Source organism: Mesorhizobium sp. P2_D5 (assembly GCF_056404355.1).
Genome location: NZ_JBFUEE010000005.1, coordinates 395,933 through 419,399 on the forward strand (window position 1 = coordinate 395,933; position 23,467 = coordinate 419,399).

At 62.5% G+C, this 23,467-nt stretch carries 22 protein-coding genes; 16 read left to right on the forward strand and 6 right to left on the reverse strand.

Features of this window, described 5'->3' with window-relative positions; genetic code table 11:
• Nucleotides 1-139 precede the first annotated feature (139 nt).
• The 7 genes from AC1DYW_RS23315 to phoB all read left to right on the forward strand — a co-directional run bounded on the left by AC1DYW_RS23315 (nucleotide 140) and on the right by phoB (nucleotide 10,411).
• Nucleotides 140-4,693, forward strand: a complete 4,554-nt coding sequence (locus tag AC1DYW_RS23315; RefSeq protein ID WP_477227748.1) for a PAS domain-containing hybrid sensor histidine kinase/response regulator — start codon at nucleotides 140-142, stop codon at nucleotides 4,691-4,693.
• Between the two features lie 511 nt (nucleotides 4,694-5,204).
• On the forward strand, nucleotides 5,205-6,260 hold the full coding sequence (gene pstS / locus AC1DYW_RS23320; RefSeq protein WP_095089324.1) for a phosphate ABC transporter substrate-binding protein PstS: 1,056 nt from the start codon (nucleotides 5,205-5,207) through the stop codon (nucleotides 6,258-6,260).
• A gap of 67 nt (nucleotides 6,261-6,327) precedes the next feature.
• Entirely contained in the window at nucleotides 6,328-7,311 is a 984-nt protein-coding gene (gene pstC / locus AC1DYW_RS23325; RefSeq protein WP_477227749.1) for a phosphate ABC transporter permease subunit PstC, read from the forward strand.
• A gap of 3 nt (nucleotides 7,312-7,314) precedes the next feature.
• On the forward strand, nucleotides 7,315-8,166 hold the full coding sequence (gene pstA, locus AC1DYW_RS23330; protein WP_477227750.1) for a phosphate ABC transporter permease PstA: 852 nt from the start codon (nucleotides 7,315-7,317) through the stop codon (nucleotides 8,164-8,166).
• Nucleotides 8,163-8,969: a phosphate ABC transporter ATP-binding protein PstB gene (pstB, locus tag AC1DYW_RS23335; protein WP_095089320.1), complete on the forward strand. Its 807-nt coding sequence runs from the start codon at nucleotides 8,163-8,165 to the stop codon at nucleotides 8,967-8,969. Before pstA ends, pstB begins: the two co-directional genes overlap by 4 nt.
• A 25-nt stretch (nucleotides 8,970-8,994) precedes the next feature.
• The gene (gene phoU, locus AC1DYW_RS23340) at nucleotides 8,995-9,702 is read left to right on the forward strand and encodes a phosphate signaling complex protein PhoU (RefSeq protein ID WP_095089319.1); all 708 of its coding nucleotides are present in this window, start codon (nucleotides 8,995-8,997) and stop codon (nucleotides 9,700-9,702) included.
• Nucleotides 9,703-9,721: 19 nt separating this feature from the next.
• Nucleotides 9,722-10,411: a phosphate regulon transcriptional regulator PhoB gene (gene phoB / locus AC1DYW_RS23345; RefSeq protein WP_010911896.1), complete on the forward strand. Its 690-nt coding sequence runs from the start codon at nucleotides 9,722-9,724 to the stop codon at nucleotides 10,409-10,411.
• A gap of 154 nt (nucleotides 10,412-10,565) precedes the next feature.
• Here the strand turns inward: phoB and AC1DYW_RS23350 are convergent, their stop codons facing one another.
• Nucleotides 10,566-11,813, reverse strand: a complete 1,248-nt coding sequence (locus tag AC1DYW_RS23350; RefSeq protein ID WP_477227751.1) for an ROK family protein — start codon at nucleotides 11,811-11,813, stop codon at nucleotides 10,566-10,568.
• Nucleotides 11,814-12,168: 355 nt separating this feature from the next.
• Between AC1DYW_RS23350 and xylF the strand changes: the two genes are divergently transcribed.
• The 7 genes from xylF (at nucleotide 12,169) to AC1DYW_RS23385 (ending at nucleotide 18,983) form a co-directional block, all read left to right on the forward strand.
• Complete coding sequence (gene xylF / locus AC1DYW_RS23355) at nucleotides 12,169-13,209, forward strand: D-xylose ABC transporter substrate-binding protein (protein WP_477227752.1); 1,041 nt, start codon at nucleotides 12,169-12,171, stop codon at nucleotides 13,207-13,209.
• 149 nt (nucleotides 13,210-13,358) lie between these two features.
• A complete protein-coding gene (locus tag AC1DYW_RS23360; protein WP_477227753.1) occupies nucleotides 13,359-14,690 on the forward strand; it encodes a sugar ABC transporter permease in 1,332 nt (443 codons plus the stop codon).
• Nucleotides 14,691-14,705: 15 nt separating this feature from the next.
• Nucleotides 14,706-15,506, forward strand: a complete 801-nt coding sequence (locus AC1DYW_RS23365) for an ATP-binding cassette domain-containing protein (RefSeq protein ID WP_457151628.1) — start codon at nucleotides 14,706-14,708, stop codon at nucleotides 15,504-15,506.
• A gap of 96 nt (nucleotides 15,507-15,602) precedes the next feature.
• Nucleotides 15,603-15,911, forward strand: coding sequence for a putative quinol monooxygenase (locus AC1DYW_RS23370; protein ID WP_477227754.1), 309 nt, complete (start codon nucleotides 15,603-15,605; stop codon nucleotides 15,909-15,911).
• Nucleotides 15,912-15,945: 34 nt separating this feature from the next.
• On the forward strand, nucleotides 15,946-16,260 hold the full coding sequence (locus tag AC1DYW_RS23375) for an EthD family reductase (protein ID WP_457151626.1): 315 nt from the start codon (nucleotides 15,946-15,948) through the stop codon (nucleotides 16,258-16,260).
• Between the two features lie 69 nt (nucleotides 16,261-16,329).
• On the forward strand, nucleotides 16,330-17,187 hold the full coding sequence (locus AC1DYW_RS23380) for a sigma-70 family RNA polymerase sigma factor (RefSeq protein WP_477227755.1): 858 nt from the start codon (nucleotides 16,330-16,332) through the stop codon (nucleotides 17,185-17,187).
• Nucleotides 17,188-17,342: 155 nt separating this feature from the next.
• Entirely contained in the window at nucleotides 17,343-18,983 is a 1,641-nt protein-coding gene (locus tag AC1DYW_RS23385) for a CHASE domain-containing protein (protein WP_477227756.1), read from the forward strand.
• A gap of 162 nt (nucleotides 18,984-19,145) precedes the next feature.
• Here the strand turns inward: AC1DYW_RS23385 and AC1DYW_RS23390 are convergent, their stop codons facing one another.
• From AC1DYW_RS23390 to AC1DYW_RS23410, 5 genes are all read right to left on the reverse strand, one after another.
• Nucleotides 19,146-19,391: a YMGG-like glycine zipper-containing protein gene (locus AC1DYW_RS23390; protein WP_457151623.1), complete on the reverse strand. Its 246-nt coding sequence runs from the start codon at nucleotides 19,389-19,391 to the stop codon at nucleotides 19,146-19,148.
• Between the two features lie 83 nt (nucleotides 19,392-19,474).
• Nucleotides 19,475-19,801, reverse strand: coding sequence for a hypothetical protein (locus AC1DYW_RS23395; RefSeq protein ID WP_477227757.1), 327 nt, complete (start codon nucleotides 19,799-19,801; stop codon nucleotides 19,475-19,477).
• A 263-nt stretch (nucleotides 19,802-20,064) separates the two neighbouring features.
• A complete protein-coding gene (locus AC1DYW_RS23400; protein ID WP_477227758.1) occupies nucleotides 20,065-21,096 on the reverse strand; it encodes a sensor histidine kinase in 1,032 nt (343 codons plus the stop codon).
• 186 nt (nucleotides 21,097-21,282) lie between these two features.
• The gene (locus tag AC1DYW_RS23405) at nucleotides 21,283-21,447 is read right to left on the reverse strand and encodes a DUF1328 domain-containing protein (protein ID WP_027031438.1); all 165 of its coding nucleotides are present in this window, start codon (nucleotides 21,445-21,447) and stop codon (nucleotides 21,283-21,285) included.
• 204 nt (nucleotides 21,448-21,651) lie between these two features.
• Entirely contained in the window at nucleotides 21,652-22,446 is a 795-nt protein-coding gene (locus tag AC1DYW_RS23410; RefSeq protein WP_457154515.1) for a response regulator, read from the reverse strand.
• Between the two features lie 224 nt (nucleotides 22,447-22,670).
• Here AC1DYW_RS23410 and AC1DYW_RS23415 point away from each other — a divergent pair, with 224 nt between their 5' ends.
• Both AC1DYW_RS23415 and AC1DYW_RS23420 read left to right on the forward strand, forming a co-directional pair.
• The gene (locus AC1DYW_RS23415; protein WP_095089301.1) at nucleotides 22,671-22,874 is read left to right on the forward strand and encodes a NepR family anti-sigma factor; all 204 of its coding nucleotides are present in this window, start codon (nucleotides 22,671-22,673) and stop codon (nucleotides 22,872-22,874) included.
• A gap of 3 nt (nucleotides 22,875-22,877) precedes the next feature.
• Nucleotides 22,878-23,429, forward strand: a complete 552-nt coding sequence (locus AC1DYW_RS23420) for a sigma-70 family RNA polymerase sigma factor (RefSeq protein ID WP_095089299.1) — start codon at nucleotides 22,878-22,880, stop codon at nucleotides 23,427-23,429.
• The last annotated feature ends 38 nt before the right edge of the window (nucleotides 23,430-23,467 follow it).

Here is a 23,467-nt window from a genome sequence, read left to right on the forward strand (position 1 = left end):
AGCCGGCGGAACAACGCAGGCCGTGTCGACCGAAATATCTAACCGCCCGTTAAGGTTAGCGGATCGTTAATGCTTGTCGGGCACATTCCGGCGACGAACCGCGGGGGAGGGTTCGGCCTTGGTTTTCGGGTGGGACGGCATGGCGGAAGCGGACGACACAATTGGCGCGCGCGGCAAGCGCGGGCCTCGCAAATCGGCAGCGCATGGCGACGATGCATTACCGTCCCCTGCGGACAGGGATTCGACCGACACGCTTCGCCAGCTGGTCGAAGCCGGTTCGGACTGGGTCTGGGAGACCGACGCTGAACTGCGCTTCTCCTGGCTCTCGCAAAACTACCAGGCAGCCACCGGCATCGATCCGGCTGACGTGCTTGGCCGGTTCCGCGTCGACTTCCTCGACCAGGTGAACGGCGACCGCAGCGGTGCCGCGCATCTGGCGGATCTGCAGGCGCATCGGCCGTTTCGCGACTTCGTCCACGAGCTGAAAGGCGGCCGCGCCGATTGCCGCTGGATCTTGACGTCGGGCTTTCCAAGGTTCGATGGCGAGGGAGGATTTGCCGGCTATCGCGGCATTGGCCGCAACGTCACGGCGCTGGCCGGCGCCTTCGGGGCCTTGGAGCGGAAGCCTGCGGCGGATAGCGAGCCCGTCCAGCATCTTGCCGATCTCGAGCGGACGATGGACGCCATGCACATGGGCGTCGTGCTTCTGGACGCGAGGCTCGATACGCTGATCGTCAACAAGGCTTATCGCGACCTCTCCAGGATCCCGCACGGTGCCGTGACCGTCGGCGCCCCGTTCAGCCTGTTGATGGAACTCAACCGCCGCAACGGCATCTATGGCGATATCGACGAACAGCAATGGCAGCGTTACCTCGCCACCCGCATCGAGGAGATCCGCGCCGGCTCCGTTGCGCCACGCGAGTTCCCCCATGCCGACGGCAGGACCATGATGTTCTCGGTCACCGCCCTGTCCGGCGGCAAGCGCCTGCTCACCTACTACGACATCACCGATCTGAAGCTTCGCGACGCCGAAGTCGAGAAAGCCAATGCCAGGACCGCGGAGACCTTCGCCAACCTTCGCGCAATGGTCGACCAGATGCCGATCGGTGTCCTCGTCCTCGACGCCGATTTGCGCGCCGAAGTCATCAACCGTGCCTTCTATGATTTCTGGCAGATCGACGCCCGGCGCGCCGAGATCGGCTGCAGCTTCCGCGAGCTGATGGACGCCAGCCGCGACGTCGACCCGTATGGTGCCGACGAGGCGACATGGCAGCGGCATATGGCCGATCGCGAGGCGGAAATCAGGGCCGGCACGGCCGGATCGCGACAGTTCCCGCGCAATGATGGCCGCACGCTGATCTCGTCGATGGCGCCGCTGGCCGGCGGCAAGCGGCTGATCTCCTATGTCGACGTCACCGACATGAAGGATCGCGAGGCCGAACTTGCCGACGCGCTGGAGAAAGCGCGGCTGGCGGAAGCGGTGATCAACGCCGTCAAGGATCCGATCTTCGTCAAGGACGACCAGTTGCGGTTTGTGTTCGTCAACGAGGCGTTCGCCGCCTTGTTTGGCCAGACGCCGCAAGCCATGCTTGGCAAGCCCGGCGGCGATTTCGTCTCAGGCAGCAATGTCGCGCTTTTCGAACAGAGCGAACGGGACGTGCTTGCCAGCGGACGTGCCTACGAAGTCGAAGAAAATTTCGAGGCCGATGGCGCCAGCCGCTCGCGGATCGTCAGGAAGAGCCGCGTCGGCATGGCCAGCGGCCGCAACTACGTCGCCGGCTTCCTGTTCGACATTTCCGACATGAAGCGCCGCGAGACCGAGGCCGAAGATGCGCGCAAGCATCTCGCCAGCGTGCTGGAATCCCTGCCGGCGGCCGTCATCATCTACGATCGCGACGACAAGTTCGTTTTCGCCAACCGCAAGATCCAGGACACGCTGCCGGCTTTGAGACCGGTATGGCAGCCCGGCTGCACACTCCGCGAGGCGCTGGCTCTCGGCCGTTCGAACGGCTACTTCCGCAACAGCGGCGACCCGCAAGTCGACACGCTCTACGACGGCGACCCCGATCTCTGGCTGGACGCGATCCTTGCCCGCTATCGCCTGTCCAGTTCCTCGTTCGAACGTCACAACCCCGACGGCCGCTGGTATCAGGTCTACGACATGCGGACCGACGATGGCACGTTCATCGGCGTTCGCGTCGACATCTCCGAGATCAAGAGCCGCGAGAAGGCGTTGCGCGACTCGATGCGCCAGATCGATCTGTTCCGCCACGTGCTGGACGAGCTACCGGTGGCTGCCTTCATCAAGGCGCAGGACCTGAGCATCGAGTTCGTCAACAAGGCCTGGTGCGCGATAACAGGTCTCGCCAAGGAAGAGGTCATCGGCCGCACCGACCGCCAGCTGTTCGGTGGGCAGGACGGCGATAGCTACAGCCATGACGACACCGAGGTCGCCGTGACGGGCGCCGTCAAGGAGGTCGAGGAACCCGTCACCCATCGCGACGGCACGGTCCGGCAATTGATGACGCGCAAGAGCCGCCTGGTGGCGCTGGACGGATCGGTGCATCTGGTCGGTTCGAGCACCGACATCACCGAGGTCAAGGCGCGCGAGCGCGCGCTGGAAGAAAGCATGCGCGAGAACGAGGTGTTCCGCAGCCTGATCGACAACGTACCGGTGTCGATCTACGCCAAGCGCTCCGATCTGAGGCAGTTCTATGTCAACAAGGGCTGGTGCGACCTGACCGGCTTCGCCAAGGAAGAGGCGATTGGCAAGACCGACATCGAGATCTTCGGGCCGGATGGCGAAGCCTTTGTCGGCAGCGACCTTGCGGTGCTGCGCACCGGTGAAACCCAGGAGGTCGAAGAGACTGTGACGTTGGGCGACGGCACCGTCAGGCATCAGTTCGCCCGCAAGGGCGCGATGATCGCCTCCGACGGTTCGCTCTACCTGATCGGATCGACCACCGACATCACCGAATTGAAGACGCGCGAGGCCGAACTGCGCGAGGCACGGCAGCGCGCCGTGCTCGCCGACCGCGCCAAGTCGGAATTCCTCGCCAATATGAGCCACGAGATCCGCACGCCGATGAACGGCGTGCTCGGCATGGCGGAACTGCTGGCCAAATCGGACCTCAACTCGAAACAGAAGACGTTCACCGACATCATCGTCAAATCGGGCAACGCGCTGCTCACCATCATCAACGACATCCTGGATTTCTCCAAGATCGACGCCGGCCAGCTGGTGCTCGATCCGGCGCCGTTCAACCTTGCCGAGGCGATCGAGGATGTGGCGACACTGGTGTCGACACGCGCCAAGGAGAAGGATCTCGAGCTCATCGTGCGCATCGAGCCTCGTCTCGAGAGCCTGTTCGTGGGCGATGTCGGCCGCATCAGGCAGATCGTCACCAACCTGCTCGGCAACGCGGTGAAGTTCACCGATGAAGGCCATGTGCTGGTCGATGTCACCGGCGAAAGGGTTCCGACCGGGACGAAACTGACGATCTCGGTCACCGATACCGGCATAGGTATCCCCGAGGAAAAGCTGAAACTCGTGTTCGAGAAATTCAGCCAGGTCGACACCTCGTCGACGAGGCGGCACGAGGGAACCGGCCTTGGTCTTGCCATCACTTCGCGGCTCGTCGAACTGATGGGCGGCGACATCGGTGTCGAGAGCGCCGAAGGCAAGGGTTCGACCTTCTGGTTCACCGTCACGCTGCCTCGGGCCGGACAGCAGAACGCGCAACGCATCACGCCTGTCGACGTGACCGGCGCGCGCGTGCTGATCGTCGACGACAACGCCGTCAACCGGGCCATCCTGACCGAGCAGATGACATCGTGGACGTTCGATTCCTGCGCGGCCGAAAGCGGCGCCGAGGGTCTCAAGGTGCTGATCGCGGCCGCCGCCTATGGCGTGCCGGTCGACTGCGTCGTGCTCGACTACCAGATGCCGGGCATGAGTGGCGCCGAAATGGCGCGGATCGTGCGCAACACCGCTGGCCTTGCCGGCACGCCGATCATCATGCTGACCTCGGTCGACCAGTCGCTCGCCAACACCAGCTATCGCGATCTCGGCATCGATGCGCAGCTGATCAAGCCGGCGCGGTCATCGGTGCTGCTGGAAACGCTGGTTGCGACGATCCAGCGGCATCGCCACAACACGGCCGACACCCATCCGCCGGCAGCCGACATCCCTCCAGGCAAGGTTGTGCGGCCACCGCCGCCGGCGTCGGAACAACGGGCGCTGTTGCAGCCGCCCTTGGTCCGCCCCCGGCCACCCGCGACGGCCGGCGGCGAAAGGCTGGATATACTGGTGGCCGAGGACAATGAGGTGAACCAGATGGTGTTCACCCAGATTCTCGGCGAGACCGGCTATGGTTTCGAGATCGTCGGCAATGGCCGCAAGGCGCTCGACGCCTTCGGCCGGCTCAATCCGTGCATGATCCTGATGGATGTCTCGATGCCGGAGATGAACGGGCTCGAAGCCACCGCCGCCATTCGCCGGCTGGAGGAAGAAACCGGCACGCATGTGCCGATCGTGGGCGTCACCGCGCATGCGCTGAAGGGCGATCGCGAACGCTGCCTGGAGGCCGGCATGGACGACTACCTGCCCAAGCCGATCAGCCCAAGGGCCCTGCTCGAGAAGGTCGAGCGCTGGGTCGGTGCCAGCCGCCAGGCTCAGCGCAACGTCGGGTAAGGCCGGCGTCGCACCCCTGACGGCCCGAGGGAACACGGCGGAGATTCGCGACCCCCGTTGAGGCAAGACTATGGCGCGATCGCACCATATCCAAAGCGACGCCCAGCCGAGACAATGGCCACATTCGAATTCCGCTCTTCCAGTTACGGGCGGGAGCAGCGACCGCCGGCATGAGACAGCGTCAACCTACCCCAACGGACCTGTTTTCGGCGATGGCCCGGCCACGACAAATGGCTGAGAGCAACGCGTTCCCGTCCGGATTTTCTTTGCCGAGGCGTTGATCGCGAAACCGCAGGTCACTCTCGGCATGAAAAGGCGCAAGTGCCTGATTCCGGGCACAAAGCCGGGCTCCGCCGCAAGCGCCGGCCGGCCGGCATTTTCCCCGCCCCGATGACGCGTTACCGGGGTGACATGAAACTGTCATGCGACTGTTATAATCGAAGGCTATTGGCCTCAGCGGGCGCCGAGAGGATGGCGCCGAGAGACCATCTTCCGAACAGGAGCAGGCCACATGAGACATTTCATCCGCTCAGCGGTCGTTGCGATTGCAATGGCCACAGCGTCTACCGTCACCCTTTCTGCAGCCATGGCCGCGGACCTTTCCGGCGCCGGCTCGACCTTCATCTATCCGGTGTTCGCCAAGTGGGCCGACACCTACAAGAAAGACACCGGCGTCGGCCTCAACTACCAGTCGATCGGTTCGGGCGGCGGCATCAAGCAGGTCATCGCCAAGACCGTGACCTTCGGCGCCACCGACAAGCCGATGTCCGATGCCGATCTGGAAAAGAACGGCCTCGTGCAGTTCCCGATGGTGATGGGCGGCATCGTGCCGATCGTCAACCTGACGGGCGTCAAGCCGGGCGAACTCATCCTTGACGGCAAGACGATCGCGCAGATCTACCTTGGCGCCATCACCACCTGGGACGACGCCGCGATCAAGGCGCTGAACCCGACCCTGACCCTGCCGTCGACGGCGATCGCCGTCGTCCACCGTTCGGACGGCTCGGGCACGACCTTCAACTTCACCAACTATCTGGTCAAGCTGTCCCCCGACTGGAAGGACAAGGTTGGTTCGGACACCGCCGTCGAATGGCCGACCGGCGTCGGCGCAAAGGGCAGCGAAGGCGTTGCCAACACCGTCAAGCAGACCGACGGCGGCATCGGCTACGTCGAGTATGCCTACGCCAAGCAGAACAACCTGTCGTACTCCAAGATGTTGAACGCCGCGGGCAAGGTCGTCGAGCCGTCGCTCGAATCCTTCGGCTCGGCTGCTTCGAATGCCGACTTCAAGGGCGCGAAGAACTTCAACGTCATCATCACCAACGAACCCGGCGATACCACCTGGCCGATCGCTGCTTCGACCTGGGTGCTGATCCACAAGACCCCCGACGATGCTGCCGCGACCGGCGAAGCGCTGAAGTTCTTTGCCTGGGCCTACAAGGACGGCAAGGAAACCGCCAAGGGTCTCGACTACGTCTCGATCCCCGACAGCGTCGTCGACCTGATCAAGGCTTCGTGGAAGGCCGACATCCAGGCTGACGGCAAGCCCGTCTACGTCGGCGAATAACGTCCCTTGGAAGGAGCGCCGCGCCGCGGCGCTCCTTTTCCCTCAACTCAAAAAAGCCGAGCTTCACATGAGTGCTGTCCAGGAAGCCTTGCCAGCCATTCGAGGTTCGCGCGACGCGACTGTCAGACGTTTCGCGCTGACCGACGCGATCTTTCACGGAATGACCCGTGCCGCAGCCATACTGGTGCTGGTCTTGCTCGGCGGTGTTGCGATCTCGCTGTTTGCCGGCTCCTGGCAAGCCCTGTCGACCTTCGGTTTCTCCTTCCTGACCAGCGAAAGCTGGAATCCGGTGACCGAGAAATTCGGCGCGCTGGCGCCGATCTATGGCACCATCATCACGTCCGCCATCGCCATCCTGATTGCCGTGCCGCTCGGCATCGGCATCGCCATCTTCCTCACCGAGCTTTGCCCGCGCCCGCTGCGGCGCCCGATCGGCATGGCGGTTGAGCTGCTCGCCGGCATCCCTTCGATCATCTACGGCATCTGGGGCCTGTTCGTGCTGGCGCCCTTCCTGCAGACGACCGTGCAGCCCTTCATCATCAGCGTGTTCCACGGCATTCCCGGCCTCAACAGCCTGTTTGCCGGTCCGCCCTACGGCATCGGCCTTTTGACGTCGTCGCTGATCCTTGCCATCATGGTGCTGCCTTTCATCACCTCGATCACCAAGGACGTCTTCGACACGGTGCCGCCGGTGCTGAAAGAGTCCGCCTACGGCATCGGCTGCACGACCTGGGAAGTGACCCGCCGCGTGGTCATTCCCTACACAAGGATCGGCATCATGGGCGGCGTCATGCTCGGCCTCGGCCGCGCGCTCGGCGAAACCATGGCAGTGACCTTCGTCATCGGCAACGCGCATCGCATCAGCACCTCGCTGTTCGCGCCGGCAACGACGATCTCCGCAACCATCGCCAACGAATTCACCGAAGCCGTTGGCGATCTCTACACCTCTTCGCTGGTGGCGCTCGGCCTGATCCTGTTCGTCATCACCTTCCTGATCCTCGCCATCGCACGCTACATGCTGATGCGCATTGACGCCCGCACGGGAGCCTGACCGATGTCGACAGCCACATCGCTTCATCAGAGCCGCAAGAGGAAGAATTCCGTGATGATGACGCTGTGCGTCGCCGCCGCGGGCATCGGACTTGCCTGGCTGGCGCTCATCCTCGGCGCCCTGCTCTACAAGGGCCTGTCCGGCGTCAATCTTGCGGTGTTCACCGAAATGACGCCGCCGCCCGGCGATGCCGGTGGCCTGCTCAACGCCATCTACGGCAGCATCGTGATGACCATTATCGGCGTCGTCGTCGGTACACCAATCGGCGTGCTGGCCGGCACCTACATGGCCGAGTACGGACGCTTTTCGAAGCTCACCACCGTGGTGCGCTTCATCAACGACATCCTTTTGTCGGCGCCGTCGATCATCATCGGCCTGTTCGTCTACGAACTGATGGTCCGGCCGATGGGGCATTTCTCGGCGATCGCCGGCGCCGTCGCGCTTGCCATCCTGGTCATCCCGGTCGTCGTGCGCACCACCGAGGACATGCTCAACCTGGTGCCGAACGCGTTGCGCGAAGCCGGCACTGCGATCGGCGCGCCGCGCTGGGTGGTCATCAAGTCGGTCGCTTACCGCGCCGCCCTTTCCGGCATCGTCACCGGCATATTGCTGTCGATCGCCCGTATCTCCGGCGAGACGGCGCCACTGCTCTTTACAGCGCTCAACAACCAGTTCTGGTCGAGCAATCTCAACGCGCCGATGGCCAGCCTGCCTGTGACCATCTTCCAGTTTGCTCTCAGCCCTTACGAGGAATGGCAGCAACTGGCCTGGACCGGTGCACTCATCATCACATTGACGGTTCTCGCGCTCAGCATCTTTGCTCGCAGCCTGACCGGACGCAGAGAGGACAAATGAGCCAGATGTTGTCTCCAGACATGACGATCGCCGCCGAGGCAATTGCCGGCAAGGCCAAGATCGAGGTCAAGAACCTCAACTTCTACTACGGCCAGAGCAAGGCGCTGAAGGACATCACGCTGTCGCTGCCCGAGCGCAGCGTCACCGCCTTCATCGGACCTTCGGGCTGCGGGAAGTCGACGCTGCTGCGCGTCTTCAACCGCATCTACGAGCTCTATCCCAAGCAGACCGCCGAGGGCCAGGTGCTGCTCGACGGCCAGAACGTTCTCGACCGCTCGCAGGACCTCAATCTGCTGCGGACCAAGATCGGCATGGTATTCCAGAAGCCGACGCCGTTCCCGATGTCGATCTATGAAAACATCGCCTTCGGCGTCAGGCTCTACGAGAAGATCAGCAAGTCCGAGATGGACGGCCGTGTCGAGCAGGCGCTGAAGCGCGCCGCACTGTGGACTGAGGTCAAGGACAAGCTCAACGCCAGCGGCCTCAGCCTCTCCGGCGGCCAGCAGCAGCGACTCTGCATCGCCCGCACCGTGGCGGTGAAGCCGGAAGTCATCCTGCTCGACGAGCCGGCCTCGGCGCTTGACCCGCTGTCGACCGCCAAGATCGAAGAGCTGATCGACGAGTTGCAAGCCGACTACACGATCGTCATCGTCACCCACAACATGCAGCAGGCGGCGCGCGTGTCGAAGCAGACCGCCTTCATGTATCTGGGCGAACTGGTCGAGTTCGACCGCACCGAGAAGATCTTCACGTCGCCCCGCGAGAAGCGCACGCAGGACTACATCACCGGCCGCTTCGGCTGAGCTCAGGCATACGAGGACTAAGATCATGGGCGAACACACAGTCGCTTCTTTCGACGAGGATCTCGGACAGATCAGCAGGCTGATCCGCGACATGGGCGACCTCGCCGGCTCGATGGTCGGCGGCGCCACCAAGGCGCTGTTGAATTCCGACAACGCCCTGGCGCAGCGTGTCGTCTCCGACGATGCGATCATGGACGCGCGCCAGCGCGAGCTCGACGACCGCGCCATCACACTGATCGCCAAGCGTCAGCCGATGGCCGACGATCTGCGTCATGTCGTCGGTTCGATCCGCATGGCCGGCGACCTCGAGCGCATTGGCGACCTTGCCAAGAACATCGCCAAGCGCGTCGGCACCGTCGGCCTCAGCGTCACCCCGCGCGACCTGTCGCACTCCATCGACGCAATGGCGCAGCTGGTGCTGATCCAGGTGCAGGGCGTCATCGAGGAATATACGGCGCGCGACGCCGCGGCGCTGGCGAAGCTGCGCGCCGACGACGAGCGCATCGACGTCAAGTACACCTCGGTGTTCCGCGAACTCCTGACCTATATGATGGAAGACCCGCGCAACATCACCGCCTGCACGCATCTTTTGTTCTGCGCCAAGAACCTCGAACGCATCGGCGATCACGTCACCAACATTGCGGAAAATGCGTATTATGTTTTGACCGGTACGCAGCTGCCCGCCAATCGTCCGAAGCAGGACGAGACGGCGATGTCCGCGCCGGCGGCATGACGGCAGGGGTGACCAGTCGATGATCGCGCCACGCATCATGGTGGTGGAGGACGAGGAGCCGCTTGGCGTGCTCCTGCGCTACAATCTCGAGTCCGAGGGATACCAGGTCGAGGTGGTGACGCGCGGCGACGAAGCCGAAATCCGCCTCCAGGAAAACGTGCCTGACCTGCTGGTGCTCGACTGGATGGTGCCAGCAGTGTCCGGCATCGAACTCTGTCGCCGGCTAAGAATGCGGCCCGAGACCGAGCGGCTGCCGATCATCATGCTGACCGCGCGTGGCGAGGAAAGCGATCGTGTGCGCGGCCTCTCGACCGGCGCCGACGATTATCTGGTCAAGCCGTTCTCGACGCCGGAGTTCATGGCCAGGGTCAAGGCGCTGCTGCGCCGCGCCAAGCCGGAAGTGCTGTCCAGCGTGCTCAAGGTCGGCGACATCGTGCTCGATCGTGAATCGCACAGGGTCTATCGCAAGAAGAGCGAGATTCGGCTCGGACCGACCGAATTCCGCCTGCTCGAATTCATGATGCGCCATCCCGGCCGTGTGTTCTCGCGCAGCCAACTGCTCGACAATGTCTGGGGCGAGACGATCTACATCGACGAACGCACGGTCGACGTGCATGTCGGCCGGCTGCGCAAGGCGGTCAACAATGGCCGCATGCCCGATGTCATCCGCACCATCCGCGGGGCGGGCTACGCAATCCGGGAAGATTAGGGATATGCTGATATTCAGGTGATGCCGGCCTGCGAACGGCAGTTTCCTGCGCTTCCGGTACTCACGGATCCAAATGTCCGCTCCGCTCCGGTTCTTGGAACCCGCCATTCTCGACTCGGCCTAACCTGAATCTCAAAACATCCAGGCGCGCCATTCACGCGACGTTCTTGCCGCCGAGGCCGGACCTCGCCTGCGTGCCGGGCGCGAAAATCTCCTGGTCGACAAAGGTCAATGCCCGCGTGGCGCAGCCTTCGCGGATCAGTGGAAGTTCGTTCGGTTCGGTGTCGAAAGAAATCGATTGCGAATGCTGCCCGCCGGCGGTCTGCGCAATCGCCTCGCGCAATGCCGGCTCGATCAGGTCAAAGGCGGCGGCGCTGACGCCGACCATGGCGACGGGCGCCGGGTCGATCAGCGCGAACAGGCTGCCGAGACCGTAGCCGAGTGCCTCGCCGGCTTTGCGATAGGCCTCGCGCTCGGGTCCATCCCTCTCGCGGGCCGCGGTCGCCAGCGCGCGCATGTCAGCGTCACTGACATCGGCGACCGGTTCCGCGTCCTCACTCATCTGCCTTGCGTTGCGCCAGATGGCGTAGTTGCCGGCATAGGCCTCGACGCAGCCGCGCCGCCCGCAGCGGCACAGCGCGCCGTGTGGCCGATGGATCATATGGCCGAACTCGCCGCCCGAGGAATGAGTGCCGGTGAACAGCTCGCCCTTCAGCACCAGACCCATGCCGATGCCGTGCGACAACAGGATGGCGATGAAGTCGTCGCGGTAGCGATCAGGGTCGCGCCAGCGCAACGCTATCGCCATCATATTGCAGTCGTTCTCCATGGTGGCAGGGATGCCGAACTCGTCCTCGAGTATGTCGGCGAAGGCGATATCGGTGTGCGGCGTGATCGGCGACCACAGCATGGCGCGGGCACGTGTGTCGGTGATGCCCTGGATCGCCAGCGCGATGCGGGCGACACTGCGGACGTCGAGGTCGGGGTCTTCGAGACGACGCCGTACGATGGCAACGCATTCACCGACCAGCGCGTCGCGCGACATGGTCAGCGTGTCCAGCCGGCGCTGTTCCTCGGCGATCACCTGGCCGGCATAGTCGATGACGGCGACCGAGAGGAAGTTCAGTGACAGCACCACGGTCATCACCGCCGCCGCTTCCGGATTGAGGCCGAGGCCGACCTGCGGCCGGCCGCGTTTGAGCGAGCCGGCCTCGCTCGGCTTGCTCTCAGTCAGGATGCCTTCGCCGATGAGGTCGGAGGAGATCGCCGATATGGTCGAATGGCTGAGGCCCGTGGTCGCGGCGATCTCGGTGCGGGACGGCTGTCCGGCGCGGCGCACGGCCGCAATCACCATCGCCCGGTTGCGGCGGCGCAGATCGTCGTGGCGGATTCCGACCGACATGCTTTTTCACATCCTCCCGGTCGCTGTAGCCTTTCGTGCCTCCCGAAGGCCATCAGCGAAGCCTGAAAGCGCGACGCGCTTCAGGCACTTGTTTCTGCGCGTGTCGTTGCCCCAAAACCGCTGCGCACTTTTGGGGCGACATGCGCCAAGCCAAATTCTGGCAGAACCCCACCATCATGTCATTATTTATTCCGGAGCTCGAAAAAAACTCGAAGAGACGTCAAAATCCATCAGAATCGATGTTGACAGCGTTCGGGCGTTGGATCACTATTTTTTCGAGGCTCGAAAAAATAGAGCCTCTGTGCCGGCCTACGGGTCAGTTTGGTCGCGCCATACGCGGCGCAGGGAGGATATTATGAAAAAATTCACAGCCGCCATCCTGGCGGGTGTCGCCATGTCGCTGACGCTGGTGTCGGTCGCGCAGGCGAAGGACAAGGTCATCGGCGTTTCGTGGTCCAACTTCCAGGAAGAGCGCTGGAAGACCGACGAAGCGGCGATGAAGAAGGCCATCGAGGCGGCTGGTGACAAATACATTTCCGCTGATGCGCAGTCCAATCCGGGCAAGCAGCTCACCGACGTCGAGAGCCTGATTTCGCAGGGCGCCAACGCGCTGATCATCCTGGCGCAGGATGCCTCGGCCATCGGCCCGGCGGTGCAGAAGGCATTGGACGAAGGCATTCCGGTCGTCGGCTATGACCGGCTGATCGAGAACAAGAACGTGTTCTACCTGACCTTCGACAACAAGGAAGTCGGCCGCATGCAGGCCCGCGAAGTATTCAAGGTCAAGCCGGAAGGCAACTACGTCTTCATCAAGGGCTCGGGCGCCGATCCGAATGCCGATTTCCTGTTCGCAGGCTCCATGGAAGTGCTCAAGGCAGCCATCGACAGCGGCAAGATCAAGAATGTCGGCGAAGCCTATACGGATGGCTGGCTGCCCGCCAATGCCCAGAAGAACATGGAACAGTTCCTCACCGCCAACGACAACAAGGTCGATGCCGTGGTGGCAGCCAATGATGGCACCGCCGGCGGCGTCGTCGCCGCACTGACGGCGCAAGGGCTGGCAGGATCGGTTCCGGTGTCCGGCCAGGACGGCGACCATGCCGCACTGAACCGCGTCGCACTCGGCACACAGACCGTGTCGGTGTGGAAGGACGCACGCGAACTCGGCAAGAACGCCGCCGAGATCGCCTCGCAGCTGGCCGCTGGCACTGCCCTGGACAGGATCCCGAACGCCGTGAAGTTCACCACGCCCGGCGGCAACGAGACCAACTCGCTGTTCCTGACCCCGATCGCGATCACCAAGGACAATCTCAACGTCGTCATCGACGCCGGCTGGATCAAGAAGGACGAAGTCTGTGCAGGCGTCGCCGCCGGCACCGTCGCGGCCTGCAACTAAAACCGAACGGGATCCCGGTTCGATCTCAGCGCCGCGGCCCCTGGGCCGCGGCGTTTCTCAAGGGGCATTCCGCTTCAAATGATCGCGGAAAGCAAATAGCATCGTGGTTCCGGCATCCGCGCCAGACGGCAAACCGGTGGGAGGACATCATGACCGACACGGCCTCTAACACGCCTGCCGCGAATACGCCCGCAGACCGGGCGCGTGCGTCCGAATTGAGCGCCGTCGGACGCTTCCTCAAGGCGACCGAACTCGATACGCGCATGCTTGGCATGGTCGGTGCGTTGCTGGTCATCTGGGTCGGCATTCATATCCTGTCGGGCGGACTTTTCCTGACGCCGCGCAATCTCTGGAACCTGTCGGTGCAGACTTCCTCGGTCGCGATCATGGCGACCGGCATGGTGCTGGTCATCGTCATGCGCAACATCGACCTTTCGGTTGGTTCCGTCGAAGGCGTGATCGGTATGATCATGGGTGTGGCGCAAGCCGAATTCCTCATTCGCGTCATCGGCTTCCAGCTTGGAAATCCATGGCTCTGGATCATCGCACTGGCGGTCGGCGTGGTGCTCGGTCTTGTGATCGGCGCCTTCCAGGGCTTCATCATCGCCTATCTCGAAGTTCCTGCCTTCATCGTGACGCTGGGCGGTCTGTTGGTCTGGCGCGGCATGGCATGGCTGATCACCAACGGGCGCACGGTCGCGCCACTCGACGCTACATTCCAGTTGATGGGCGGCGGACCGCGAGGCTCGGTCGGCGCCACCGCCAGCTGGATCATCGGCATCGTCGCTTGCGTGGCTGTGGCTTTCGCGTTGCTCAACGGCCGGTCGCAGCGCAAACGGTTCAACTTTCCACTGCGCCCCGTGTGGGCGGAAACCTTTCTCGGTGTGGTCAGTTGCGCTGCCATCCTTGGGGCCGTCTGGATCGCCAATTCCTATCCGTGGCCAATCGGCATCGTGCGCCAGTATGCACAGCAGAACGGCATCACCATTCCCGAAGGCGGGCTGTTCATCGCCCACGGCATCGCCATACCGGTGCTGATGGCTGTCGCGGTCGGTATCGTCATGACCTTCATCACCAAGCGCACCCGTTTCGGCCGCTATGTCTTTGCCATCGGCGGCAATCCAGAGGCCGCCAATCTCGCCGGCATCAACACCCGCTGGGTGACCATGAAGGTGTTCATGATCATGGGTGTACTGGCCGCGATCAGCGCGGCGATCTCGTCGGCCCGCCTCAACGCGTCGACCAATGCGCTGGGCACGTTGGACGAGCTGCTGGTGATCGCCGCCGCCGTCATCGGCGGCACCTCGCTTGCCGGCGGCTCGGGAACGGTGCTCGGCGCCATGCTCGGCGCGTTGCTGATGCAGTCGCTGCAGTCCGGCATGGTGCTGCTCGGCATCGACTCGCCGCTGCAGAGCATCGTCGTCGGCGCCGTGCTGGTCGTCGCGGTCTGGCTCGATACCGTCTATCGCAAGCGCGTCTAGGGGAGGACAAGGATCATGGCAGACAAGACCGCTCCTACCAGCACTGCGCTGATCGACATGCGCAACATCTCGATCGCCTTTGGCGGCATCCGCGCCGTCGACGACGCCTCGATCGACCTTTTCCCCGGTGAGGTCGTGGCGCTGCTGGGACACAACGGCGCCGGCAAGTCGACGCTGATCAAGATCCTGTCCGGCGCCTACAAGCGCGACGCGGGCCATATCTTCGTCAACGGCGAGGAGGCATCGATCTCCAACCCGCGCGACGCCAAGAAATACGGCATCGAGACGATCTACCAGACGCTGGCTTTGGCCGACAATGTCGATGCCGCCGCCAATTTGTTCCTCGGCCGGGAACTGATGACCGCCTGGGGCACACTCGACGACGTTGCCATGGAGGCCGAGGCGCGCAAGGTGATGGGCCGGCTCAATCCGCGCTTCCAGCGGTTCAAGGAGCCGGTGATCAAGCTGTCTGGCGGTCAGCGGCAGTCGGTGGCGATCGCGCGCGCGATCCTGTTCAATGCGCGCATCCTGATCATGGACGAGCCGACGGCGGCACTTGGTCCGCAGGAAACGGCGCAGGTCGGCGAACTGGTCAAGCAGCTCAAGTCCGACGGCATCGGCATCTTCCTGATCAGCCACGACATCCACGACGTGTTCGAGCTAGCCGATCGGGTCTGTGTCATGAAGAACGGCCAGGTCGTCGGCACCGCGCGCACCACCGATGTGACCCAGGACGAGGTGCTCGGCATGATCATTCTGGGCAAATGCCCGCCTGGCGCCATTCCCGGACCAGGCGCCCTGAAGATCGCCGCCTAGAACTCCAGCGGATCTTCCAAAAAAATCTTGCTACGTCTCGATCCGTTTCTGCCCGTCGGATCGTCCTTGGTGTGTCCAAACAGAAGGAGACATGCCATGTCCGACGAGTCCGTCATCTTGATCAATCTGCTTAAGGTCGAACCCGGGAAGCAGGATGCGCTGATCGCGCTCTTGAAGCAGAACACCGATACGGTGGTCCGCACGCTCCGCGGCTGGAAGACGACCCGGCTGATCGCGGCGCAAGACGGCGCCGGCGTCGTCATCTACTCCGAGTGGGAGACCCCCGCAGCCGTCGAGGCGATGCGCAGCGATCCGCGTATGAAAGCCTATTTCCCGAAGATATTGGAGCTGGCGAGCCTGGACTCGATCATGGGCTCGGCGGTGTTGAGCGAAACACACAAGTAAGAATGCCTCACACAAGCAACAAAGGAGAACCACAATGGCTCGGATGGTTGTGATTTACCCGACACCGGAGAACGTCGAGGCGTTTGACCGGCATTACTTCGAAATCCACGTGCCTCTCGCCAAGAAGCTTCCGGGCCTCAGGAAATACGAAGTCAGCAATGGCCCTATCGCAACGCCGGTAGGACCCTCCAATGTTCACCGGATCGGAACGCTGTATTTCGACGACCTTGCGGCGATCGAAAAGGCGTTTGCAAGCCCGGAGGGGCAGGCGGCCGGGGCGGATCGCCGCCTTTTTGCGCCTGATGACTCGGGCGTTCAAATGTTCCTTTTCGACAACAGGGAAGTTTGAACCCTCTTCCTTGTTCGTCTCGGGTAAAATGACGACGAAAGAGCGCGCAGGCGCGGTAGGTCTCGATACATGAACGGGAATGAATTCGAGGATCGTCTGAAAGCGCTGCGGCCACGCCTTCACCGCTACTGCGCGCGCATGACGGGATCGGCGGTCAATGGCGAGGACGTATTGCAGGACACCCTCGTCAAGGCCCTTCACGCGCGAGCCCAGGGCGCTGGAGTGGATAACCTCGAGGGCTGGCTGTTCCGCATCGCCCACAATGCGAGCCTCGATTTCCTGCGCGCCAAATCCCGGAACACGGTCGTCCCGCTTACCGAAGACGTCGAAGCGGCGCCCATACCTGAGGCGGACATCGTCGCGATCAGCTTTCAGACGTTTCTGCGGCTACCCGAACTTCAGCGCTGCGCGGTGATCCTCAAGGATGTTCTGGGTCATTCGGTCGACGAGATCGCAAGCATAGCAGGGTGCTCTCCGACAGCCGCAAAATCGGCGCTTCAGCGCGGGCGCGCTGCGCTGCGGCTTTTCGCACAGGCGCCCGAAGACACAAGGCTGCCGCTGATGTCCGATTCGGACCGGCGCAAGATCGCCGCTTATGTCCATCTGTTCCGGAGCGGCGATTTCGACGCAATCCGGGTCATGCTTGCCGACGACGTGAAGCTTGATCTGGTGAACCGGATCCAACTGGAGGGGCGCGACAAAATCGGCATCTATTTCACGCGCTATGCGCAAGAGACGAAATGGCGGTTCGCCCTCGGCGCTGTCGAAGGGAAGCCGGCTATGCTGGTCTTCGACAGCACCGGCCGGATGGAAAGACCTGCGCATTTTGTCCTGATCGACTGGTCGGAAAGCCGGATCATCGAGATCCGCGATTTCTTGTTCGCTCCCTATGTGCTCGAAGCCACAGATTGGGTGCGGTTGGACTAGTGTCTACGGTACCACCCTGGCCGGACGAACCGTACCTGGCCGCTGGTTGCCGGTCATGTGATGTGCCAGCCGTCATGATGGCTTGGCCTTGCCATTGTGTTGGCACATCGACTTGCCCATAAAGGTCCGACATTGCCCATGGACCGCATCATCCGTTGAAGAAGCTTTTTCCAATCGTCGCGTTCGTCGCCGTTGCACTGATCAGCATGACGATGGCGGGCTTTGCCTATTTCGCGACGCAGGAAGCCGCCCGCATCAAATTCGAAGCGACGGCCGACGATGCGCTCAACCGGATCGAGAGCCGCATCGACTTGCATCTGTCGCTGCTGCGGTCGACGCAGGCCCTGTTCGATGCCCGCAACGGCGATATCTCGCAGAACGAGTTCAAGGCGTTCTTCAACGCGCTCGATGTCGACAACAATTTCGCCGGCTTGCGCGGTATCGGCTTTCTCAGGCTGGTGAAGACGGGGGACGAGGCGGCGGTCGAACGCGACATGCTGCACGACCTTGGTGTCAGCCATCCGATCTATCCGGACACCACGCAACCCTGGCGCGCGCCCATCGTGATGTTCGAGCCGCTGGATCCATCCAACCAGGCCGCCATCGGCTACGACATGTTCAGCGAACCGGTGCGACGCGTGGCCATCGAAAAGGCAATGTCCGACGATGAGCAGCACGCCAGCGCGCTGGTGCAGCTCGGCCAGAGCACGGGTGCCGCGCAGACGTTCCCGGGCTTCCTGGTCTTCGTGCGGCTCAATGTCGAAACCGCTCCCGATGTCATCAATGCGTCCAGGTCCTCCACGGCCGGCTTCCTCTACGCGGCTTTTCGGGCACGGGACCTGTTCCAGATAGCGCTCAGCCGGTCGCCGCTGCTGCCGGTCAACACCGAAATCTATGACGGCGCTGTGAGTGGCGACAATCTCTTGTTCCGGTCGGAGACGCCGCCAGTGTCATCCTTCGGGGACAGGCTGCTGGTCACCCGCAAGATCATGGTGGCCGGCCAACCATGGACGGTCCTGTTTCGACCGACAAGCGCCTTCACGCAGCCGTCGTCGCGGGCAATTCCGGTGATGCTGGGGCTGTTCGGCTTGCTGCTGGCGGGCGCCATCGCTCTGGTGGCGCGCTATCAGGAGCGGGCCTATGAGGCGGCGTCGCGCTTGCATGAGACGACGGAAAAGAGCCTGCTCGAAAAAGACCTGATGCTGCAGGAGATGAAGCATCGCATCAAGAATTCGATCACCCGAGTGCTGGCGATCGCGCGCCAGACGGCTTCGCGGGCCACTGACGTCAACGAATTTTCCTCGTCCTTCTCGGCCAGGCTGCAGGCGATGGCGGCGTCTCAGGACATGCTGACGCGCTCGCGCTGGCAGAAGGCAGACCTTGGCGATCTCCTGCGCATCGAGCTCGGTCAGGTGTTCGGCAAGGAGCTGCCGGAAGAGCTTCTGTCGGGGCCGGAGGTGCTGCTCGACGAAACCACGACGCAGGCGCTCGGCCTGACGTTCCACGAACTGGCGACGAATGCATTGAAATATGGCGAAACCGGCAATTCAGCCAATTCGCTCAAGGGAGATTGGGCGCTCAAGGTCGACTGGTCGCTCGAAGGACGCGGGCGCGACAGGGTGCTGGTTCTCAACTGGCGCGAAACCGGACAGAAGAAACTCGAAGCGCCGGCCAAGACAGGATTCGGCACCAAGCTGATCGATCTCAACGTCACGCGCGAATTGCGTGGCACGATCAACCGCGATTATCGCGATGATGGGTTGAATGTGGAGATCAGGATTCCGCTGACGGGCTAGATCAGTTTCACTGAAACGTAGAGCCGCTCTATCTTCTTGTTTTGACGCAAAATTCCGGACGGAAAACCGTTTCATCAAGCGAACAGAAATGGTGCGTCCAGACGTCGAAAATCCGGAGGCCGGCGGACCGGTCTCCGGATCGACGTTTCGATTATCGCCGAACTAGTTGCAGCGAGCCGTGTAGATCCGGCCGCGATGATCGCGATACTGGCAATAGCCGTTGCGCAGGTTGCGCACCAGCAGGCCGGAACCGGCGCCCACAGCCGCGCCGATCAGCGCGCCCTTGCCGCCACCGACCAAGCCGCCGACGCCGGCGCCAATCAAGCCGCCGCCGACCACGTCCTTCTCGGTGCTGGTGCAGCCGCTGAGGGCAGCCACCGCAATCATGGCAATAATCATCTTCCGCATAGAGTCACTCCTCGCTTTGTGTCCACACTTTGGTAAGCTCCAGCAGCCATTTAGCATGAAATGGCCGCCTTTGCTGCTGCAATCTATTGTTGGCGAAGATAGTCTTTTTCTGGGCGCGCGGCGCTCGATGCCATGACGACGTTGGAGATTGCCAGGGAAGCGTCGAGCGTGCCGTCCGGGCGAACGTTCCAGACGATCTGGTCGTAGTCGTCTTCCAGCGCCGGATCGACGGCAAGGCACTTGGCGACGATGTGCTGAGCCTGCCCCTGCACGTCGCCCAGCGCGAATGGCCGTTCGGCGACGCATTGGTCGGCGGTTTCGAAAACGCTTACCGGTACCTGCAATTCATGGCAGTCGGCCATCGTGTTCGAGCAACCGATGACCAGCAACAATGCAGCAATGTGTTCCATGGCGACATGTCCTCTCGCCACAGTAACGGTCCATAGCCGCCAAAGTTCCTCGGCCGCAGGGCGACCAGCGAAATAACGCGGCGCAACGGGCAATTCCGGCGCCGACCGCGACAGCAGACGCAGTCGGCGGACGTCCGGAGACCAACTTCAACGCGGCAATGTTCGACGGTCCAGCAGGTTCCAGCGGTACCTGGGAAAACAGAATCCGCTTTTATGGTGAATAGCCGGTTAAGGATGGATGATCAGACGAGAGGCGCGGCCGCTCACTCGGTCTCGAAATTGCCGTGCGGAACGACAAGGCGGTATTCAAGGCGACCGGGCATCAGCTCCAGCGTCGCCGTTCCGTTCAGGGAGGCGGGCACGACCCGCTCGAGCGCGACACTGCCGAAGCGCTTCTCACTGTGCTCGACGTCGCTCGCCGGTATCGCTTCGGACCATGTCAGCGACAGCGCCAGGCCGCCGGCAGCAGCATTGAGATCGGCCGTAACGTCAACGAAGCCATCTGGACGTGAGAGAGCGCCATAGCTGACCGAGTTGACGGCGAGTTCATGCATGGCAAGGCCGATGTGCAGCGCGGCGTTGGGATTGAGATAGGGATTTGCGCCGCGGAAGCGCAGGCCGTGCGACGGATTCACCCCGTTGCGACTGACCTGGCCCGACACCAGCTCGCGAAGTGCGGCGCCGCGCCAATTTGAGGAGGTCACCAGATCCTGGGACGAGGCCAGCGACTGCAGCCGGCCGCGAAAGCGCGTCAGGAAATCAGCGATGCCATCGGAATAGCGCCCGGTCTGGGTGGCTATGCTTTGAATGATCGCCAGGAGGTTCTTCGAGCGATGACTGACTTCGCGCAACAGCGTCGTCAGGGTCTGCTCGCGGCGCTTCTGATCGGTCGTTTCGACCATGGTGGTGACGACACCTTGCACCGTTCCACCATCGCCATGGTCGGCGTCGACCCAGACCTGAAACCAGCGAAAGCCGTCCTCGGCGGGGACGCTGATTTCAAGGCGTTGCGGATTGCCGGATGCGATGACGTCACGCTTTGCCGCGCCGATGCGGTCGATCTGCGCCGCGGGCAGGATGCCGTTGCCGTCCGCGGTGTCGGAAACCCACTGCGCACGCATATTGCGCGCCCATACCGTTTTCAGCTCGCGATCCTGATAGAGAACGGAAATGCCGGCATTGTGCAGCGCGTGGAGAAGAGCCCGGCCAAGTTGCATGCCACTTTCGGCGGGATGCAGGGCGATGACTTCATCGCTTGGCACGTCGTCTTTCCTATCTCCGGCCCTGGAACGCATCGCCAATCTGTCCACCCAACTCAGGCTGAACGGCTCACCGCGGAATGGGTTCCAGAGGGCTTCCCGAAAACCCGCCTCCAAAAGCGGTCCGCCGAGCGGTATCCGTTGAAGGATGCCGCCCGGCGGTGGCTGGAAACCGTTTGAGGGGTGCGGCTTCCAGTGTTCGCTCGGATGATCGTTCGGTCCTCACGCCCGTTTGAACAGGCCGGCAAGAAGCGAAATGACCAGGAAAGCGAGAAAGATGAAAAACAATATCTGCGCTATGCCGGCAGACGTGCCGGCGATGCCGCCGAAACCAAGCGCGCCGGCTATGATTGCCACGACGAGAAATACGAGCGCCCAGTAAAGCATGATCCATCTCCTTCGAATGGTGTGATGAAAACGTGGGTAGATGCGGTTTGTTCCACCATTTGCCGAAAAAGACGATGCTTGCCAATCGTTCCAGACAAGGGTGGCGCCGGGAATTCGCTGATGACGGGGTCCCGGCATGTCAAAGGCCGCCTGATGCATCGCATCAGACGGCCTTTTGATATCGCGTCGTGCCTGCCGCTGCCCCTAGGCGGCGGCTTTCGCCTGGCGATCGAAGAACAGCGCCTGGCTGATAAGAGCCTTAACCATGTCGGGGTTGAACGGCTTGGTGACCAGGAATGCCGGCTCGGGGCGTTCGCCGGTCAAAAGACGCTCGGGGAAGGCGGTGATGAAGATGACCGGCACCGACGTCGACGACAGGATCTCGTTCACGGCCTCGATGCCCGAGCTGCCGTCGGCAAGCTGGATGTCGGCAAGCACCATCTTGGGCCGCGTCTTGCCGAACATCGTCACCGCCTCGGCATGCGTGCGCGCCGTTCCGACGACGCGGTGACCGAGGCTCTCGACCATTTCCTCTATGTCCATAGCGATCAGCGGTTCATCCTCGATGATCAGCACGTCCGTTGCCACCTGGCGGGATATTTCGTTGCTTGCCTGGGCAAGCAGCTCTGAAAACTCCTGGTCGCCGGCATCGAGGATCTCGGCCGCCTCGTCTTCACTGAAACCTTCGACGGCGACCAGCAGGAAGGCCTGGCGGGGACGCGGCGCAATCGCGTTCAGATTGGCGGCGGCGCGCTGTTCCCATGGCGACTGCGCCTGCTCCTGCGGGACGCGGATAGCGACCGACGTAAACAGCTTGGCGAACACCTTGTAAAGCGCGATGCGGTCGCTCGAGGCCTCGGGAAAGATATCGATATCGGCGATGATGGCTTCCAGCATCGCGGCGACCAGCGCGTCGCCACTTTCCTGCGATCCGGAAACGGCCCGGGAGAAGCGGCGCAGGAACGGCAGATGTGGTGCGATGGTGGCTGATAAGCTCATGGTAAGACGTCTCCCTCAGAATGACGTGGTTGCATAGAGTGCAGGTCAAGCTGATTGCAAGCCCCGGTCAAACAACGCCGGTCTTGAGAAAAAGTTCCGACCTTGATGGAACTAACGCGCCGGGACGGCGTTTGAAGTTCGGACGGGCAACCAGACGAGGGGGCCGCTTGCGTTGTGTTGAGTAGTGTGATGAGCGGCTTGGGCGCTGGGAATACAAGGGCAAAATGAAGGATATGACGAAAGATATTCTGGCTGGCGTCGCGGGCAGGCGCCGGAACGGGTCCAGTGACGCACTCGGGCCGAATTCCGAAATCGGACGCAAACTCAAACAATATTACGATGAGCTGGTCTCTGACGATGTGCCGGATCGCTTTGCACAGTTGCTCAGTCAACTGGAGCAGGCCGAACCCGCACAGAAGAAGGACTGAAGCATGGCAGCGGTCTCCCAAGGCTTCAAGACCGATCTGCTTGGGGCAATCCCGAGCTTGCGCGCCTTTGCCGTGTCGCTGACGCAAAATGCCGACAAGGCGGACGATCTCGTCCAGGAAACACTGGTCAAGGCCTGGGACAAGCATGAGAGCTTCCAGCCCGGCACCAATCTCAAGGCGTGGCTGTTCACCATCCTGCGCAATGAATTCTATTCGCAGATGCGCAAGCGCGGGCGCGAGGTGCAAGACAGCGACGGTATCATGACGGCCAGGCTTGCCGTTCATCCGGCCCAGCATGGCCAGCTCGACCTGAAGGATTTTCGCGGCGCCCTCGAGCAATTGCCGGAAGATCAGCGCGAAGCCATCATCCTCATCGGTGCGTCGGGCTTCTCCTACGAGGAGGCGGCCGAAATCTGCGGTTGCGCGGTCGGGACGATCAAGAGCCGGGTCAGCCGGGCCCGCACGCGCTTGCAGGAGATCCTGAAGATATCCGGCGAAGACGAGTATGGTCCGGATGCGATTTCGACTCAGGTCACGGGCTCGCCGGCCAACTGAGCTGCGATCGCAAGGTGCGATCCGCAGAAGTTGGATCG